Annotated in this window: 5 protein-coding genes; 4 read left to right on the forward strand and 1 reads right to left on the reverse strand. The window is 42.7% G+C overall.

What is annotated here, in order from left to right:
* Positions 1-67: 67 nt before the first annotated feature.
* Positions 68-1,054 carry a peptidoglycan DD-metalloendopeptidase family protein gene (locus tag NL647_RS03000; RefSeq protein ID WP_253649599.1) on the reverse strand — a complete coding sequence of 329 codons (987 nt, stop codon included), beginning with the start codon at positions 1,052-1,054 and terminating at the stop codon, positions 68-70.
* A gap of 291 nt (positions 1,055-1,345) precedes the next feature.
* Between NL647_RS03000 and NL647_RS03005 the strand changes: the two genes are divergently transcribed.
* The 4 genes from NL647_RS03005 to NL647_RS03020 all read left to right on the forward strand — a co-directional run bounded on the left by NL647_RS03005 (position 1,346) and on the right by NL647_RS03020 (position 19,115).
* Positions 1,346-10,717 carry a tandem large repeat gene (locus NL647_RS03005; protein WP_253649600.1) on the forward strand — a complete coding sequence of 3,124 codons (9,372 nt, stop codon included), beginning with the start codon at positions 1,346-1,348 and terminating at the stop codon, positions 10,715-10,717.
* Between the two features lie 758 nt (positions 10,718-11,475).
* Entirely contained in the window at positions 11,476-13,194 is a 1,719-nt protein-coding gene (locus NL647_RS03010) for a hypothetical protein (RefSeq protein WP_253649601.1), read from the forward strand.
* A gap of 1 nt (position 13,195) precedes the next feature.
* Positions 13,196-14,431 carry a hypothetical protein gene (locus tag NL647_RS03015; protein ID WP_253649602.1) on the forward strand — a complete coding sequence of 412 codons (1,236 nt, stop codon included), beginning with the start codon at positions 13,196-13,198 and terminating at the stop codon, positions 14,429-14,431.
* The gene (locus NL647_RS03020) at positions 14,424-19,115 is read left to right on the forward strand and encodes an OmpA family protein (RefSeq protein ID WP_253649603.1); all 4,692 of its coding nucleotides are present in this window, start codon (positions 14,424-14,426) and stop codon (positions 19,113-19,115) included. Before NL647_RS03015 ends, NL647_RS03020 begins: the two co-directional genes overlap by 8 nt.
* The last annotated feature ends 63 nt before the right edge of the window (positions 19,116-19,178 follow it).

The raw sequence follows: 19,178 nt of genomic DNA on the forward strand, positions 1-19,178 counted from the left end.
TGATGTGCCTTATCACGATAAAGAAAATGACATCCGGGTGATTCGAGCGTCAGACCAACAAGGTGAGTTATGAGGCATGTTTGTTTAATTCTCTGATCAGCTCTGCGCGTTCAGTCCTTGCTGCTAACATCATTTGCATGTTCACCAGAGGAGAGGGTACTTTTCTGATGTATTGTGCGTAATCAACAGGAACGCCATCAACGATCAACTCTATGTGCAGGTGAGGTCCGGTTGTTCTGCCTGTGTTACCTGAGCGACCAATAGCTTGTCCTTTCGTTACGTGGTCACCTACGCGAACGTTGCTGCGTGATAAGTGCAAGTAGCGGGATATAGAGCCATTTGTGTGACGGATGTTTATATAGTTGCCTGCAAAACGATTGTAGCGTGATTTGATGACGACACCGTCTGCAATACTTTTTATCGGCGTTCCAATTGGGACTGCATAATCTGTCCCTAAATGAGGAACAATCAAACCGGTTACTGGATGTCTTCTCTTTAAATTAAAGCCGGAGCTAATTTTGTAAGCTTTCGCTAGTGGAAATGAATAATAAGGCTTTTGAATTAGCTTATTTCCATATTCATCGTAAGCATTGTCTTTACCATCATTAATAATGAAAAAGTCTCTTTTACTACCGGAGTAGTAAAAAGAACTAATGTATCTTTCATTATAACTATTGGTTTTGATTTTTACTGAAAATCGGTCGCCTTTCTGTGCTGAACCAATAATGTTGAACTCATCTTCGATTAACTTGAACAAAGATTTGATCTCATGCGGGGATAATCCGGAATTAATTAAAGAGGCAACAAAGGAGTAATCAATAATGCCTGTGGTGATCTTGGTGCGTTGAAAGTGTGCTTCATAAGTCTGCTCGATACTATTACTATTTATCTTATTGTAACTTTCTGTTTTTGCAGTTGATTTTGTGGGAGTGGTCTGAAGTTCTGGGGTGAGAAAGTAATGAGTCAAAGATACGCCAGCAATGATAACGAATGCAATAAGAACAAGGGGTAAAGCAATATGCTGAGTCTGCTGTCTTAATATTAAACTTGTCATTAAATCGAAATTATGCTTATAGGCGAAAAATTGAGGGGAGTATAATATTTAAAATAAAATCTTACACGCCGTTAAGGGCAATTCCTGTGTTTTTACTAATTAAATAACGATAGATGTGAAGTGGCGCTGCTAAAGAGATTGAAAACTGCCTATTTCCTTAGCGTTTATGTTTGATTTTATGGTTATTTTGTCACGTTGAGAAAATTCTAGACAATAATATAATCGCGGCAAAATATACTCTGCCAAATTACTATGATCACTAAAAATACGCTAAAACCAACGTTAGGTCTCATGGCTGCTTCACTATTATTGAGTGCATGTGGCGGTGGGGGTGGGGGTGACAGCACGCCGCCAGCTAGGAAGACAGGAAGTATCTCAGGAAACGTTTTTGACGCTCCCGTCAATGGTGCGAAGATCGAGGTGTTTGAATACAAGAACGGAAAAGTTGGCAGGTTGCTTGCCAACACGACTTCTAACGCCTTCGGTGATTACAAGCTTGAATTCGAATCTTCATCGATGCCTTTGTATGTAGTTGCGCAACAAGGAAGCTATACCGATCCGCTTACGAAAGAGATCGTGTCGTCAAGTGCAGGTAAGACTTTGCGCCTAGAAGGTGTCGTCAACTTTAGTGAAGGCAGCAACCAGACATTAATGCTGACGCCTTTAACTAATATTGTTTCTGGTTTGGCAAAGTACAAAATTGCAGAAGGGGCATCTGGGGCGGATGCTATTTCTAAAGCATTGAGTAGTATCAATGGTATGTATGGGTTCAATGTCAATGAAACCACACCGATTGACATAACTAAAGGCGGTCAGAGTAGCTTTGCTACACCCGGACATCAGTACGGTGCGTTGCTAACGGCTTATTCTTCTTACTCTTATGATTTGATAGAGAAATACGGTCAGTCTAAAGACAATATATATACCTCAATGCATCTTGCAGACATTCAATTCCGCGATGTTATTGCAGACGGTCTTTTAGATGGCTTAGAAATTAGTGAGTCTACAGGTGCTGTTACTCCACTTACGTTCGGTCAGCAGAAAGTCACCAGTGACGTTTATACGCAAGATCTTTCGCAGCAAATTTTAATTGTGGTGAACGATCCCAAGCTCAATGTTTCTGGAACCGATGCTGATGATTACGTGGCGTTTAGCCAACAAGTCAATGATTTGGGGACTCATGGTCAGGCTGATGGCGTTATTCCGCCTCGCGACGAGACGGAAATTGACACAATTCCGCCAACTGTTACTCGCACAGATAGTGACGTTTTAGCTGGCACAGATAACGTCGATCTCAGAATCAACGACGATATTGGCGTTCAATCTATTTCTGCTTATGTTGAATACAAACTAAACGGCATTTGGTCAGGAGAATTTAAATGTAGTGACCAGCAAACTTCCGGTAGTGAGTTCTGTTCGGTAGATGCTAGCGGCTTTGAAGTTGGTGTTCGTGAAACAAACATCAAAGTAAGCATTGATACCAATGCGATTGATGCTGTAGAGCGTGATTCGGATACTGGTCTTTCTAATGTATCGGATGCTCGTTTGGTCTTTTACACTGCAGACGTTTTAGGTAATGAACTTGTTCCTGGCAGTAACAAAGGTCACTACGTTAATTTTTATTGGGATAATGACGCGCCTGTTATTACGGTGAGTTCAGCGAGCGCGATCAACAAGCAGCTTCCCGAATATGTGTTAAAAGGGACTGTTAAAGAGGCATCTCAAGACATTAAATCGGTTAACGTCTCCTTCAAAAACGGTTTACCAGAAGAGCTCAGTTGTACTCCGGTTATCACTGAGTCAGGCAGTGCTTGTGAATTCACCAGTAAACCTTATTCGACAGAAGAATTCTTATCTACGACCACGTTTGATATTACGGCGAAGGACACAAAAGATAATGTCGGTAAGCTAACATTTACCGTCAGTCGCGATGACCAAGCTCCAGCTCAGATCGTTGCTTACCCTGAAGGGGCGTCGATGAACTACGTCAATGTAAACCTTGATGGGGAGCGATCGACATACGAGGGGGTTTACACACAAGATACTTATACTTCTGATAACGTGCAGTCGAGTCGTGACTACTTGAAGATCGACTACGTCTACGCAAGCTCAGGTTTGAAATCTCTTGATGGTGTCGACTTCGCAAACTTTAACGTTAACTTATTAAAAGAAAAGAAAATTCCTTATGTAAAGGTTCGAGTTTCCGATGTGAGTTCAGACACTGTCTTGGGAACGAGTGCTGACAAACTGAAGCTAGTGGTCAAGTACTATGTAAGCCCAAACAATGATGGTCAATATGCCTTCCAAGAGAGAACACAAACAGTAGCCTCAACAGAAGACGTTACCGCAAATATTCCTCACGAAGCGATCATGGACAGCAACGGTCGAGTCAGCGAAGTTATCTATTATGTTCCTTTCGTAAGAGAAATCCTTGGTGAAGGCTTTAAGAACGTTTCTGAAAATGCGAGCCAAAAGCTGGAAATCCAAACCATCGATGAATCTGAAAACGTGAGTGCTGCGCAAGTCGTTTACTTCAGAAGCAGTTTTGACTTGCCGACAATGACTGTCGTGACGCCTTTTATTGGTGCGCGAGTGCAATTAGAAGGGTTGAACCCCAATGGCGAATTCACATCTTTAGCTAGTTGTACCACCATCCAGCAACCTGAAAGTGATCAGACAACCGCGCTTGACGTCGCGGTGTGTGAAACCACAACTGATGTGGTGAATTACGAATTCATGCGCGTACGTTTAATCGGTGTAGAAGGGATGGATCCTCATTACTACCAATGGAAAGATGATGAGGGTAAAAAGGCAAGTGTAAACTTAAATAACGCCAATATAGGCGCATATTTTGAGCTTGATGGCTCAAACACTTATTACATCACTGAGCTTGCAACCTACCAAACGGGTTTGTTTGATTATCGTTGGAACCAAGTAGAAGCAGGAGATAAAACGTCAGAACGTGCATCGCAAATTCTTACTGATGTGAAATACGCTTTGTCGGGTACCAACAGTAACAACAGCTCATTCTTTGGCTTTGACCCGACCGTGACGGCTTATGCCACGAACGAGATGTTAGAGAAACCAATACCTAATGTTTTGACCAATGACTACTTACATCGATTCCTTGTTGAGGCCATCGATGGTTTGGCGCAAAACCTGCCGAGAAACAACTCTTCTGATTTTGCCTCTGCTATCTATGATGATCTTAGCTACGATGGTAAAGCAAATGGTCTTGGAGCTGGTGGTAACAAAATCAAACTAGATGATTATGAGTTCAGTTCTGACACTTACAGGAAAGACCTTGCTCAGTCGTATTACAACATCATGACGGGTAAGTATCAGATTCCTGATAATATTGCTCAGCTATATGCTGATGATATTTCACAGGCAAACCCAAAACTTGGCAGTGACAGTATTTTTGATAGTGAAGGTGGAAGTATTGATGTATATCCACCGGAGAAAACGTTGAAGATAGTAACTGGTCGCCAAACGATGGTTGGTAACAAACGTTATGTCGCGGGGGAAGTGGTTTCCCAAGTCGTTTTGGAAGACCCATCAGGTATTGTCGAAAAGGGCGATAATGCACCTAAATTCAAAAGTATGTGGTATGCGGGAAGCAATCCAAATACGGCTATTCCACTGGATCTAAACATAGAAGAGTCAGGCGAGAGTGGGAAGTTCAAAAAAGAGTACTTCTTTACGCTTAACTCAGAGTCATCAGACTTAAAGGATATTATTGAATTTGCACTGGAGATAAGTGCGTTTGATACCAAAGGCAATGGTTATTCTGAGTCCAACCCACATGTAGAACGCCTTTATGTAGATAACGATTATCCGAAGGCGAGTTATGAGCCTCCCAAAGACATCAATGATGAAGAAATCAAAGATGGTGTTTATCTAAGCGTTAAGAATAACATTCACGATCTGACTTTTATCTTAGATGATGTCGTTGGCGATAAGCTCGATAAGCGTAGTCTTTTACTTTACAAAAGTTCAGGCGAAAAATATCCAGTTTCGTATGAGCAGTTTTATAAGAATGAAACAAAACGATTTGTAGTACGACTATGCAGCCAGAAAGACTGTTCGGGTCAAGGAGTCACCATCAACCCAGGGGATGGTAACTGGTTCGCAGTCGCTAGCGCAGAAGATAACTTGGGCAATGTCGTATCTGATGCTGATAGCGGTGCGCCAAGGTTCCGCATCTACATCGATTCTGAAGCTCCAGTTGTTAATGATGCGAATATTGCTGAACGATTGGGTGGCAACAGTGTTTGGACACCGATCATTGATTGGGGCGAACTCAGTCAGGGAAGTAACGTAAAGATTGAGTTGAGCAAAGGTTCGGGTCAGACCCAGACATTAGAGGCGTGTGACCCTGTAGCAAGTAGTTGTGATGAACCGTACCTTATTGGCGAGCAGCCAGATATTAAAGTTCAGTTGGTTGCAAATGCCTTTAGTTATGATGCTACCAATGAATTCTACGTGACGGCGACAGATAAAGCGTATCCGAAAAACGAAAGTAGAAAAGGTACGTTTACCTTCAAAGTTGATAACGAAGGGCCAACTATTTTACTTTCTACCCCTTGGGTTGAAGACGCTTTAACAAAGGAAAATGCAGTCGTTGGTCGTAATTTCAACGTGCTTTTTGATGGAGTGACAGATGATTCGAAAATCACGGAGGTCTCGTTATTCCAAGTTGGACAAGCAGATGCGCTGAAAACATTCAAACCCGCAGAACCAAGCCAAAAGTTTCCCATGCCACTTGTCGAGAGTGATACTGACAAAATTGATATGCCGGGTGAAGGGAACAGTGTCAGCCTTTACGTCAAAGCGAAAGATATTCATGGCTTTGAGAGTCAATCCAACACAAATAGCGTCATTTTTGACAATCAAGGTCCAGATTTTAACTTGGTTGGTCACGATGAAAGTAGCTATTACGTCAACGATTATGTGTTTGAGCTGAGAGCCGTTGACTTGGGCGCAAGCGGCAATGTTTCTGTTGAAGGTGTTGATAGAGAAAATCTAGAGTTCTGGATATTTGAGGATGCAGAGCCGCCTTTTGGTACGCAAGGTATGGACATAGTTAATGCCGAAACTCTAAAGGTTCCTTTAGGTGGTTTGAGTGATGGTGAGCATACTATTAGGATCAAAGGTCTTGATGTTCGTGGTAACTCTTCCCAAAAAGATTTCCGGTTTAATGTAAGTAACAAGGTTCCTCAACTGGATTTAAAAATCACTAACGTTGCGAACGGTGAAACAATAGATCGCGTCGTATATGACGAAGGTGACATCAAGCTGACGTTAAAAGTAACGGATGTGAGTGGTGTAAAGAACATTGTTTCTACTTATAAATACTCCGGTGAGAGCAAAGCTACGGACTTTCAGTTCGATGAAGTTGTGGGTGAAGAGGGTACGTGGACTGCTACCTTGAAAGAGTCTGAGTTAAAAGCTGATGGTAACTATGAACTCAGTATTAGTGTTTACAACAATGTCCAGCATAACAGCGACGATAATCCATTAGTCAGCAAGATAAACCACACGCTTAGTGTTCAGCGTAATGGTGTTGCTCTTGATGTATTAAAACCAACTCAAGACTTTCAAAACTATGTCTCTAATGGTGTGCTGGATGTCACATTCACAACGCTAAGTGAAGTTAAAGCGCAGCAAATTCAGTGCTGGGTTCGTCAAGAGTACGATGGTAATGAAGCCCCTGATGAGAACGAAAAGCCAACTTCTGGCAAGAAGAATATATCTCCAGGACAAGAACCTAGTTGTACCGTTGACTCTGAAAGTACCTCATTGTCACCGGCAATATTGATTGTTCAAACTAAGGGGACGAATGGCGCGGTAGCGGTTCAGAAATTTGACTTTAAAATGATGGACTCAGATTCCCCAGTAGTCACTCAACCAGCTACTGATACTTATCAATTCTCTGGTGGTGAAGTAACCCACAACCCTGGTGATGACACGAAGTTTCTAGCGTTCGAGCTTATGTTTAAAGATGAATTATCAGGAGTGAACATCACCAATGAAGACAACTACCCTAAAATAATTCGGAAAGCGGGAGCGATTCCTTTTAGCGCAGAAAGTTGTGTATTAAATGCGGATGGTCAGGTTGTGTGTCGCTACAAGGAAAAGTACTCCGACATTATCCAAAAGACCGCAGTTACACATGATTACAAAGTAACAAACATTAAAGACAATGCAGGTAATTTAGCCCTAGATCATGAGTTTGAATTTTTGTTACCGACTGAAGATCCAATCGTTGAAATTATCAGCCCAAGTGAAGGCAACGTTCTAAATGGTAAAACTCTTGATGTAGAGTTTAGAGTGAAACTGAGTAAAAATTCAGAACTAGAAAACGTAGAAGTCACCTTCGGTGACGAGTCCTACAATCTCAAAACGGATGATAACTTTGAAAAGTTCAAGCCTTGTGGTGTTGATGGAGAATATCGTTGTTCTATTTTCCATAGTGACCAATTAGAAAGCTCTCTAGAAAACAAAGCACTGACTGTAAATGTGACTGCCACAGATGTTTGGGATAACCGTGGAAGTGCAGCAGTTAAAGACATTCGATTCGATAATACTGCCCCAATTATTGGGGATGTGATCACGGTTTCAGAGCAACCAAACGATAAGGTTAGGTTCACTTTTGATGAGATGAGAGATGAAGTCAGTGGACTCGCTACGGTTAAATACACAGTGCGTGTGCTCAACTTTGAAGAAGAAAAAACGGAGAATGTGACCTATTTCGAGTTGCCTAAAGATCAGATCGCAGGTCGTGATGAAATCAGAGTTGAGGTTATCGCGACTGATGCTGTCGAAAACTTTGAGTCCGCAACAAAAACTGTTTATTTAAAAGCGCCAACAGTAACACTTGCTTTTGATGGCATTGCTGGCTTGCAAGGAAACAAGCTAGCGTTTGTAGATGAGAATCAATCATTTACGATTACCTCTAAAGATAGTGAGCACGTCAAGGCTTCTAGCTACTCTGTAGATATGATTCCGAAGGTTGGGGATACGCTTAATTTCAAGGGAAATATAACTTCATCAACGGCGTCAGGCACTATGGTGTTTGATGCCGATGACCAGGGTGAGTACACGTACAAAGTCACTGTCATAGATTCCATAGGACGTTCGATTACAGACTTTGAGCTTTTCGATAAATCTTATGATGCCAAAGGTCTCGACTCTGTTGTTGACCATGAGATACCAGTTATCACGGGTGTTCGCGCTGATCAAGTTTCTATGACTCCGACAGGTGATAAATACAATTTGGATGTAACCGCTTATGTTTCAGATAAAAACTTAAGTTCAGTCACATCAACGGCTGATAATGGGGCAGGGGTAATTGTTGGTCCACAATCAATCACACAGCCTGCCAACGATAGCGACCCGTATGTAATGCACTACCTATTATCAAAAGGAGACTACACGATAAAAGTAGTGGCGTCGGACCTCGTCAACCATAAGGCTGAAGAAACGATAACGCCGACAGTGGAAGCTGCAAGTGTCCCTGAACTCACAATATCGAGCTCTGGGAGTGCTCCATTAGCTGGTGGTGTTGAAGTTCAGCTTACGTTTAAGTTTACGGAAGACGTCAAAAACTTTGAGTTCTCTGATGTAAAACTCGAAGCAAGTGATGGAAGTGATATTGGAGAGCTGAAGCTTCTATCTTGGAATAAAACTGATGACAAAACATGGACTGTCAACTACTTAACTCCAGAAAGGGCGGATAAAGATATAACCATACGAGTCGATGATGGTAGCTATGAGAGCGTCAATACTATCCCCGGAATTGGGGATAGTTTGCTTCTAGGGGTTGAAGGTGTGTTGCCAACACTGACTAAGGTAACGTTTGACCCGATACATCAGGAAATCGGCAAATCTGTCAACATCCAGCTTGAGTTCGACAAAGAGTTGCAAGAAGCGACTGCATCACTAGGAAGTAATAACGTTACATCACTAGCGGTGACCGCAAATAAGAAGGTGTGGACAGGCACAGTTGAGGTTCCGAATGTACCGGAAGCTAGCGTTGGTCTTGTTGTCAGTCAATATAAAGACTTAGTGGGTAATGTGGGCGAAAACAATGCCTCAAACGCATTGCCAATAACTCCAACCTTAACAGTTGAGAATATCCGTGATGTCAATTCAACTGACGCTGCGACAGTAGCAGTCAATGGCGGGAGCACGCGCTTCGTAACCACCGACATATTAACCATCAAAGCGGTTGATACGGACAGTAAAGAAGTCACGAAAACCACTACTGCGAATGCTCTAGGTCAATGGAATACGTCCTTGGATGTCACAAGTCTAAAAGATGGCACTATTACCGTGACTGTTAATGGCACGAACGATTTGAAAGCCGTGGCGAAAGAGGTGTCTACAACGTTCACTTTGACGCAAACCAAACCAACGGTTGATGATAGCCAAACGACTATTTCATCGCAGTACGCTGCGGCAGGTGAGACCGTCACAGTGACAGCTACATTCGATAAAGAAGTGACGACTCCAACAGGTTCAACTTTAGGTACTGCGGCGATCAACTGGACGCCACAGGTTGGCACTCACACCCAATGGGAAGGTTTAGTTCAAGTGGCAGCGGTAGCCGATTCAGTGAAGAGCGTGTCGTTAACGCTGCAAGGCTTTGAGGATGCAACTGGCAATGCTGGTGAGCCGTTCACATTGAGTAAGGCGTTAGCTATGACACCAACTTTAACGGTTGAGAATATCCGTGATGTCAATTCAACTGGCGTTGCGACAGTAGCAGTCAGTGGCGGTAGCACGCGCTTCGTAACCACCGACACATTAACCATCAAAGCGGTTGATACGGACGGTAAAGAAGTCACGAAAACCACTACTGCGAATGCTCTAGGTCAATGGAATACGTCCTTGGATGTCACAAGTCTAAAAGATGGCACTATTACCGTGACTGTTAATGGCACGAACGATTTGAAAGCCGTGGCGAAAGAGGTGTCTACAACGTTCACTTTGACGCAAACCAAACCAACGGTTGATGATAGCCAAACGACTATTTCACCGCAGTACGCTGCGGCGGGTGAGACCGTCACAGTGACAGCTACATTCGATAAAGAAGTGACGACACCAACAGGTTCAACTTTAGGTACTGCGGCGATCAATTGGACGCCACAGGTTGGCACTCACACCCAATGGGAAGGTTTAGTTCAAGTGGCAGCGGTAGCCGATTCAGCGAAGAGCGTAGAGTTAACGCTGCAAGGCTTTGAGGATGCAACTGGCAATGCTGGTGAATCGTTCACATCAAACAAAGCGTTAGCTATCACGCCAACTATTATGCTCGAAACCATCAATGATGTATCAGGTGCGACAATGGTAACCGTCAATGGTACCAGTACTCGTTTTGAGGTAGATGACACAATCGAAATCAAAGCTGTTGATAGTGCTGGCGTAGAAGTAACAGGGAATACACTTGTGCTTGTCGGCGGAGCATGGACGATCGATTTAGACCTTTCAACCCTAAAAGATGGTGTCATTACTGTCTCCGCAAAAGGCACTAACGCGTTATCTGCGACAGCTGATGAGGAGAGCACAACATTCAATTACGACAGTACGACGGCTCTTGTTATTCCAACGTCTTGGGATAAACATCATGGTGATATCCCCTTGCTTAATGCAGCCTAATTGAAAGCGAGCTCTTAGCTCGCTTTTTTTACCTAGATTTAAGTGATCTAAATCAAACGATTCGCTTTTTATAATAATTTAACCGGATGATTCAATGGTCTTTCTACAAGGTGAATTATCTAGAATACCTATAAGTATTTTGTTTTTAGATGGTGTTGGTGTGATTGTGGTGGTCAATTTAGATATGTAATGGTGAATATGCCACGTTGAGAATATGTCGCAATATTATATAGTTACGGCTGATTGCTATACCCCAAGTATAGAGTTCTGCAAACGATAGGGTACAACCTATCACTTGTGTAATCGTATTGAAGTGACACCAACCTAGCATCACGTCAAAACGGTTATGCGTTTTTGTGGGTGTGATAAGCACTCACCTTTTTATTCACGCTTTCTCAGTAGTAATTAACCAACGTATTGTTACTGGGGAAGCTGCTCCCTTTAGAGCCTTGGCTTGCCGCTATATTTTGGTCTATTGAAATTGTTAACTTCTGCCCAAAAACGAAAAAAAACCGATTTCTGAAAATATAACTTTTGAAAGGTTTGGGTGGTTATTGTGCCTTTATTGCTAGTGATAATTACCAATAAGCCTGTCTTTTTGTTGTTTTTAATGGTTTTAACCTTTTCGTCGTTTTCTCTATCTGATTGAATGTTATAAATTTAATTAGTAGCATTGAGCCACCAAATCGTACTTGTAAGCCTTATCAGCTTAAATGTCACCGCAACCATATTTACGATGTTGGTTGTGGAGAATCCAAATGCATTTAGTTTGCAAATTTATACCTAGCTCGAAGCTATCCTCCAACGAGCTATCTTATGTTCTTACGCCAGACGAGTGTATAGGGCAGCTTTCGCGTTTGCGAAATTCAGATGATATTCTTAGAAACCTCCCTAAAGAGTTTGCGCAAAAGATTTCTCTCTCTGCCAAGAAAACGACCAGCGGATTGTTAGCTGCGATCAGAATCGAATTGGGCAAAGGTAGCTGGGTTCCATTATCTTCCTTCGCTCGTAGGTCGCCATTAACGGATTCTCAGTTGCAAAGTTTCCCTAGGCTTAAAACACTCGTTGACTCTGTTTCTGCTTCGAATGAAAGCAAAGTTTTCAAAGCGGGTTATAAGCAGGTTACTGATGATGTAGCTCTAGTCCGCAGTTACACGCATGTACCTTCTGAGCCAAGCCCAGAACAAAAAATCGTTGTCGAATTTGCAGGGCAGTGGGCTAGCAATGCAGCATGTTTGATGTTGGGTAAAACCGAAGCTCAAAAAGAAAAAGTGACTGTAGGCAAGGCCGATACCGAGAACAAACACCGCAGCCTCGCGACGTTTAAAGATCTCGAAGCTGAGGGCAAAACGCTCTATATCAAAATCCCTTGTTCCGACCAGCCTCAGCCGATCTTGCTTAAACTCGCCGAAGACCTGCAACCCGTTGATAAAGAAACTCAGATGGATGAGTGGGATAACGTGTTGGTGCCTTTGGTTCCAGTTCATAAAAGTGATTCAGGGTATGTATCTATTGAAAGCGGTTATATTTATGTCGTTTGGCAATCAGAAGTTTGGCGAGAAATCCAAGTTCAAAACGACGGACGCTTTTCTGATGTCGATCTATCACTCTACCAAAGCACTAAGTCCTCGCCTCAAAGATCAGTCGATATTAGCTTATATGACGAAGACTCCGAAGCATTTCTGTCAGGGGAAGCGTTTCAGTTGTACCAATACGGTAAAAAAGTCTATGAGGGTGTGTTGGACGAATATGCTTGCGCCCGTGTTTTTGGTCTTACTGCAGAAGAAGTTGAGGTAGTGGTCGCTGATTGGCCTAACGAAGGCGAAACATACACAGAATTACTTCAAACCGAGTTGAGTCCATTTAAGGCTGGAAGTAAAACTAAGAGAGAGCCGCTTGGTGTTCCTTTGCCTCATATTTGGCTTCCATACAAAATAAACGGCAGCGTACAAAGTGATGTTGCTCTTTATTATTCTCGGGCTCAACTCAATACTCAGCAACTCAATGAATTAAAGAGCGGGAATAACGAGAAAGCGATTAAAGTAGACCTCAGTGATTATTCTTCTGCTCATAACTTTGATGCGAGCTCCGAACCTGTGATTTCGCTGCCGAATCTAGATACTCAAGTGCTAAGCAAATCAGATTACAATGTCGTCAGTCAAAAAGAGCAGGGTGTTGCTGCTGCTGTTGTTAACTCCCCAAGTGAAGGCATTGTAATCACGTATAAAAGCAACCCTCAGTGCGATCAACCGGATGATTATTTCCAACTGACGTGTGTTGATGAAACATGGAGCCAAAAGATTTTTTTGCGCGAGGCTGAGTTTGTGGATCAGTATTGTAAAGAAGTCGTGTTTAGTGGTTGGTTACCAGAAGTTAAAAGGGTCAATCTAACCCGTCATTGCAGATCTCATAACTCAGATAAAACGGTCTTAATGTCAGTAATTTATCAAGACATTGAACTCACGGAACTATTATAAAATGAAACGAACAACGTTAAGTATCACACTTCTTTCGACAGTTATGTTATTAGCAGGCTGTGGTGACGAAAGTAATCAAGCTTCGAATGTTGCAACTACACAATCCGTAGAAAAAGAACCTACTCAGAAGGCTTGTTACGATGTCGGTGAAACAACGTCACTCGATCGCAAAGATGTAACCGGACCACGCTGCCAATGGCAAAGTGAGCACAACTTTATTGTTTACTCTGAAGATCTGTCCAAGCCTGAATACCCAGGTACACTTCCCGTAAAACCAGGCTATGCTGTTCGCAGAGCAAAAGAGTGGCCTCGTGAAGACTTGTCTGATGCGAGCTCTTATGACAAACCTCGAATTCAGTTTTGGTGGAATAATGTCAGCTCACGAGACCCTCTCGTAAACGATTACGAAAATGGCTACAAAATTTGGAGCGTGAAAATTGATGGGACAGATTTACGTTTAGTTACGGATGATATGCCAAGTATGGCGTCACCTCAGACCTTTGTGACGAGCCGTTCCCCTAATAATCGTTATGTGGCATACGCATACAGTTATGGCGAGCCTCTGATAAAAGCGATCTTTGACTTAAAAACGCAACAGACCATTCAGTTGGGCAGTGCGCGCACCAAGCCATATTTGGTCTGGGCGGATGACTCTAGCTACATCTATTTCTCAGACGGTTTTAAGCGCTATAAATACACACTCGCGACAGGAATCAAAGAAGAGGTAGACGTACCGTTGTCTGAAAATACGGTCATTGTAGACGGCAAATTAATCAATGCCGCGGGCTTGGGGGTTGGGGTTTATGACGCCAAGACACTCAAACGCTTATACACTATTTTACCTGAAAAAGAGTTTGAAGACTCCGTCGATATTGAAAAGCGTATCTACCGCCAAATTGCGATCAGCCCTAATGGTAAGTATGTATGGGGAATAAACTCGTATCGTAAGGTGCTGATCAACGTTGAAGAAAAAACGTGGCTTGCGTTTTCTAAGGAAGGCGATGAAAAGAACGTTTATGCTAAAGTGGGCAATATCAGTAACAACGGTAATGAAACACAAAGAGGAGCAGCAATAATAACCATAAGACGTTATGGGCCAGATCTCCGTTATGAAATGAATGGAAATGGTGCTCAGTCATGGAAGGTGATTCAATCTGGTCAAAACACGATAACACCAGTGTTATATAATGCCGATGCTAATTATGGACGCTTTCTGGAGGTAGATAACGATGAGTAATAACTTTAAGTATTTACCAACAGATGTCTATTTGTTCGGTGTCGATTTTCCTAATATTGGGGATGCACAGAACCCTCAATATAGAGCGATTAATATCGAAAAAGATCTGACCTCATTAGAAGAGTTGAAAAATATCCGCCCTATGTCACGTCTTCCTATTGCCATAAATTTAGGTGAGGAAAGCGCTGCTCTTTGGGCGACAGACGATTTAGGCCGTTTACATGTACTCGGTGATTCAACGCAGAAAAACCCAAAAACCAACGTCAATCAGGTTTTGGCACTGCGTTCGCCCGTACATGAACTAACACAGAAGACGTATAAGCTGTCTTTTCCTGAATGGTCAATGCTTACAGAGTTGGCGATTGGTGCGCAGAGTAAGGCTCGCCCAATCAAAAAGGCGTGCGCAGACCTCGCTTCTATCTTAGAAAAGCTAAAGGGGTATGGCGGTGATCAAACGCTTAACTCGCTAGAAAAAAAAGTGGAATATGCTGTTACAGAAGTAAAGCGTTCACAGCTCGCACCAAAATATGAAGTAGGTACTCAAGCGCTAACTGATGAGCAAGTTACATATAACAAATGGTATGACTCTGTACCTGAAGATAAGCCCATTCGTGGTTTTATCGTGCCAACTTTTTCATTTCTCGCTGTAGCGTTTTCAACCGATGATTATGACCTCGCTATTGTTGATGTAAAGCGTTTCGACGAGACAACGAGTACACATAAAAGCTTACAAGAAGAGGACACTGTAACGCAGGCTAAACTTGATAAAATCAGCGGTTCGCATCGTCCAATCGCGTTGTTTCCGTTGGCGTCAGAGGATTTTACTGATGGCATGTACACCATTGAAGTGGTTTTCGACCGAGAGTCTGCAGGTAAAATTCCCGAATTTGCCCAGAATGCCACTAATGTAACCAAAGAGTATGATGAGTTTGGACTTATCTCCAGAGTCACCTACGAGCTACGAGAGTACATCACGCTTAGCCAAACGACACCGTTTGGTAAGATCGCGGTTGTTGCGGGCGACATGATCTCACTTGAAGAGTCTTTGATATACCAATTTCCTACGCAGTTTAAAGCTCTACAAGCCTTCCGGATGGGGGAGCTTGAAAACCTAGAGAATAGCGGAACGACTGCCAGTATGAGTGCAGCGCTGTGGGAGATTGGAACAAAAGTTACACCAAGTTTGGTTAATGCTGGCATTAATATTCATCAAAATCCCTCAAGTAAACACGACGTGATTGGAAGTTTAGCAAATACGTTTTGGGGGCAAGTAGACAAGGGCGCTTTACCCCCAGCCATGATTTCGGCATTGGAGTTTTCATTTGGGGTATCGGCGACTGCAGCAGCTTACCAAACTCTTCAAGATTTACGCCAAGCAGCATCGGAATCTGAGCGTGCAGCTCAAGTGGGCTTAAAAACGCTTCTCAAAGAGAAAGGGTTTGATAAAAGTAAGTTCTTTACCAAGGTTATTGAACCTGCGAGAAATGGTAATGCCCACGTTGTGGCGGGGAGTGCTGCTAGAACGTGGTTGACAGGTAACGGCAGTGTCAAAAGCTTTTTGTCGCCCTTTGCTGGTGCCGGGCTCAATGCAATTAACACCTTCTATGAGATAAAAGAGATCACTGACAAAACCGAGCAATTACGCTTAGCAGAAGAGAAAGCTAAACTCAGGAAAAGTTATTTTGAGCAGGTATCACGTGATTATCTGAACTGGGTACCAGTCTGGAAAGAAAGTCTGAAGAGCGGGGAATTACTACTTAAGCAAATCATAGATAAGTTAGGCGACAATGTAACGTTTACTGACAGCATTCCGAATGACGTTGCTGAAGACAGTGCAATGTTTGTTCAAGACCATAAAGGTGCCGGTTTACGCTTGGTTTTTCCTTTTGATAACAATCAGGTTCAAGCCCCTCACTTGTCATATTTGGCTGCTGTTGATAAAGAATTATCCAAGATTCCAAATGCCGTTGTTGAAATCGAAGGGCATGCCTGTCAAAACGGTGATTCAGAATATAACCAAAACCTTTCGCAACAGCGAGCGCAGCATGTTGCTGAGTTCTTTTCTTCAGTCAGTGACATTCGATTTTTTGGCGAACGTCGACCGATAGTCGAGGTACCAAACAACGAAATCAAACGCGAAAACGCTCAACTTAATATTAACCGACGTGTTGAGGTTCGAATCTACCTACAAGAGTTTGCGGCGAGAATTCCACCGAGTCGACTCGGCTTTAAGGCTATGGAGCAAGCGCGTTTAGCTCAGTTAAATGCGAACTTGGGAGAAGAAGCAATTGCAAAAGAGCTCAAGCTAGCTATCTTCGAGATGATCGTTGGTATGGCTTGCTATGTTCCGATAATAGGACAGGCAGCAAGAGGCTTTTTCGTTGTCAAAGAAGGCGGGAAAATGCTGATGAGTGGCGCCCAGTTGCTAGACTCTGCGCTCTTCGATTATTACTTGTCTTCCTACAACGAAGTTAGAAAAAGCATATCTGCGATTGAACAACTTAGCCATGAAACCACAGAGATTATTGATTCATTGGCTGAAATTAATACTCAATTGACCGAGATGTATTTTACGTCTTCAGAGGCGTTAGTCGAGCACCTAGGAAAAGCAACGGGTGCAAAGGAGTTGATTAAGCGCTATCAACGCCGTGCACTTGCTATTAATGGTTTGGTACTTTTGATTCAAAGAGCTTGTGCTGAGGGCGAACAAGAGTTCACAAAGCAGTGGCAAGTATTAGCCATCGATGAATACATTCAGCGATATATCGAAACCGACGGCTGGATATTAAACACAGAGTTAAAAGAAAACTTGTGTAACTTGTGGCTCCAAGAACTCATGCGTCGTGAGGGACACAAGCAGTTAGTTGAAAGTTACGGTGAAGAAATCGCTGAACAAATCATCACTCGTAACAAAGCCAACTATATTGCTCCAAAAAGGAAAGACGTTTCTGGGGCGTTTAATGTCGCGTTTCCAGTGCAAGACAAGCTCTATAATCGTGATCAACAACGAGGCTTAGTGGAGTTTGCGACACAGTTTAATGTTGAGTCTAAAAAATTATCAGAAGAGGACCTAGGGTTCGTTAGGTTATTAGTCTCTGAGCCTCATGACAACTCTAAATGGGTCACCTTTGATGAGTGGGAGAAGGCACGATTAAAAGCAAATAAAAAGGTGCGATTATCGCCTTTCCACCGTTTGAAGTGGCAAATGGTGTTAGGCAAACAAAGTCTAAAACAGATGACGTCAAATGTGTTTCAGTGTGAGATGTCTTATCAGCGCACTGACGGTTTACTTAATACCAGTGGACCTAAGTTTAATTTGATGTTCAAACCGATGAAACACGAGGAATTTAGTGTAGACCCCAAAGGTGAGTTGGCCGAATTTTTTGAGGCGGAAAAAGCAGATAGCAAAGTCCTTATTGGTTGTGAGTTTGAGCCGTATTTTTACTTTGGTGATGATGTCTTCTCTGGAGTGAAGCCTTTGATCGCCAAGCATGATTTAGTCGATTATAGCGGCTACTTATCTAAAGTTGCTCTCGGTCCGATTTTTGGGCAGGTGATAAAAATTGACTCCCAACAAGATGTACTCAAAGAATATGTAAACAGCGGTGGCTTCAAAAATATGACCTATGAGTTCACTCTCTCTGGAAGCAACTATAAGCTACCAGTACGAGTGGACAAGACAGTCGGACGATTTATTACGTCACCTAGACAGATTCCTGTAGGGGTTGATACAAACCATAACTATACACTCTCTGCTAAATCGGGCTTTTTGGCGAACGGAAATAGTGTGTCAGAGAAAGATTTGTTAACGCTAGATTTTGTCTTACATAGTAAAGCTCATAAAGGCCCGACAAAGCCTGTTATCGATGACATTAAGCACAGTGCGATTGCGGTCAACTACGGGAATAAACGACAGTTTATGAACGAGGACAGTATGTTCACTACTGCAGATGAGCTAAAAGGCTTTGATTGGACTTCGAAGAAGTCATTCGCTATGGAAGTTATGCTCATTTGTGGCAAGCACAGAAAAGAGTCGTATCAGGGCCAAAATCTTGAATGGCAGAGTGTTCCAGTTTCACTAAAGCTCTCAACCACTTTTGATAATGAAGCTGTATTTGGATCTGAAACTACCTCTGGTCCTGAGCATCTAAGTAACCTTACTTATATTGGGATACTAAAGAAGGACGGTTCTAAATGGATGCTAGATGACAGCGATGTGATTAACAAAAATATAAGCGAAGATTTTGTCTCTGAGGCTCTATCCAACATAGACATGGAAGAAGATTTCGGTGGTAAGGTCGTCTACGCGTCTCGATTCGAGTTCGCATTTAAAGCGCTGAACGGGCAAGAAATCAAGGGACTTCGACCATTTGGCCCCGTTGTTTCGACATCTGGTAGATTCCAAGAAGCAGTTCTAAAGGTGTCCTCTCTAACACAACGCAATACAGCGGAAAAGACGCCGTTCAAACTTGGAAGCTTTGAGATGTCGTTAGGCAGGCAGTACAAAAATGTAGATGAATTATCTTATTTTTCTGATTGTGAAGACCCAAGCTATAAAGTTGATAAAGATATGTACATCAACTGGGCAAAACTGAAACCAGACGAGCGTACAGAACGTTTGGTAACTTGGATTAGAGACCCATACTTGGCAACCATAATTGAAGCGTCGATTCTCAACAAATAAAAAAACCGCCTTCGGGCGGTTTTTCTTTTCTTATCAATGAAAACTGAAGTAGGAGTTCTCGTT

It is taken from the genome of Vibrio sp. Y29_XK_CS5 (assembly GCF_024181835.1).
In the GTDB taxonomy this organism is placed as follows: Bacteria; Pseudomonadota; Gammaproteobacteria; order Enterobacterales; family Vibrionaceae; genus Vibrio; species Vibrio harveyi.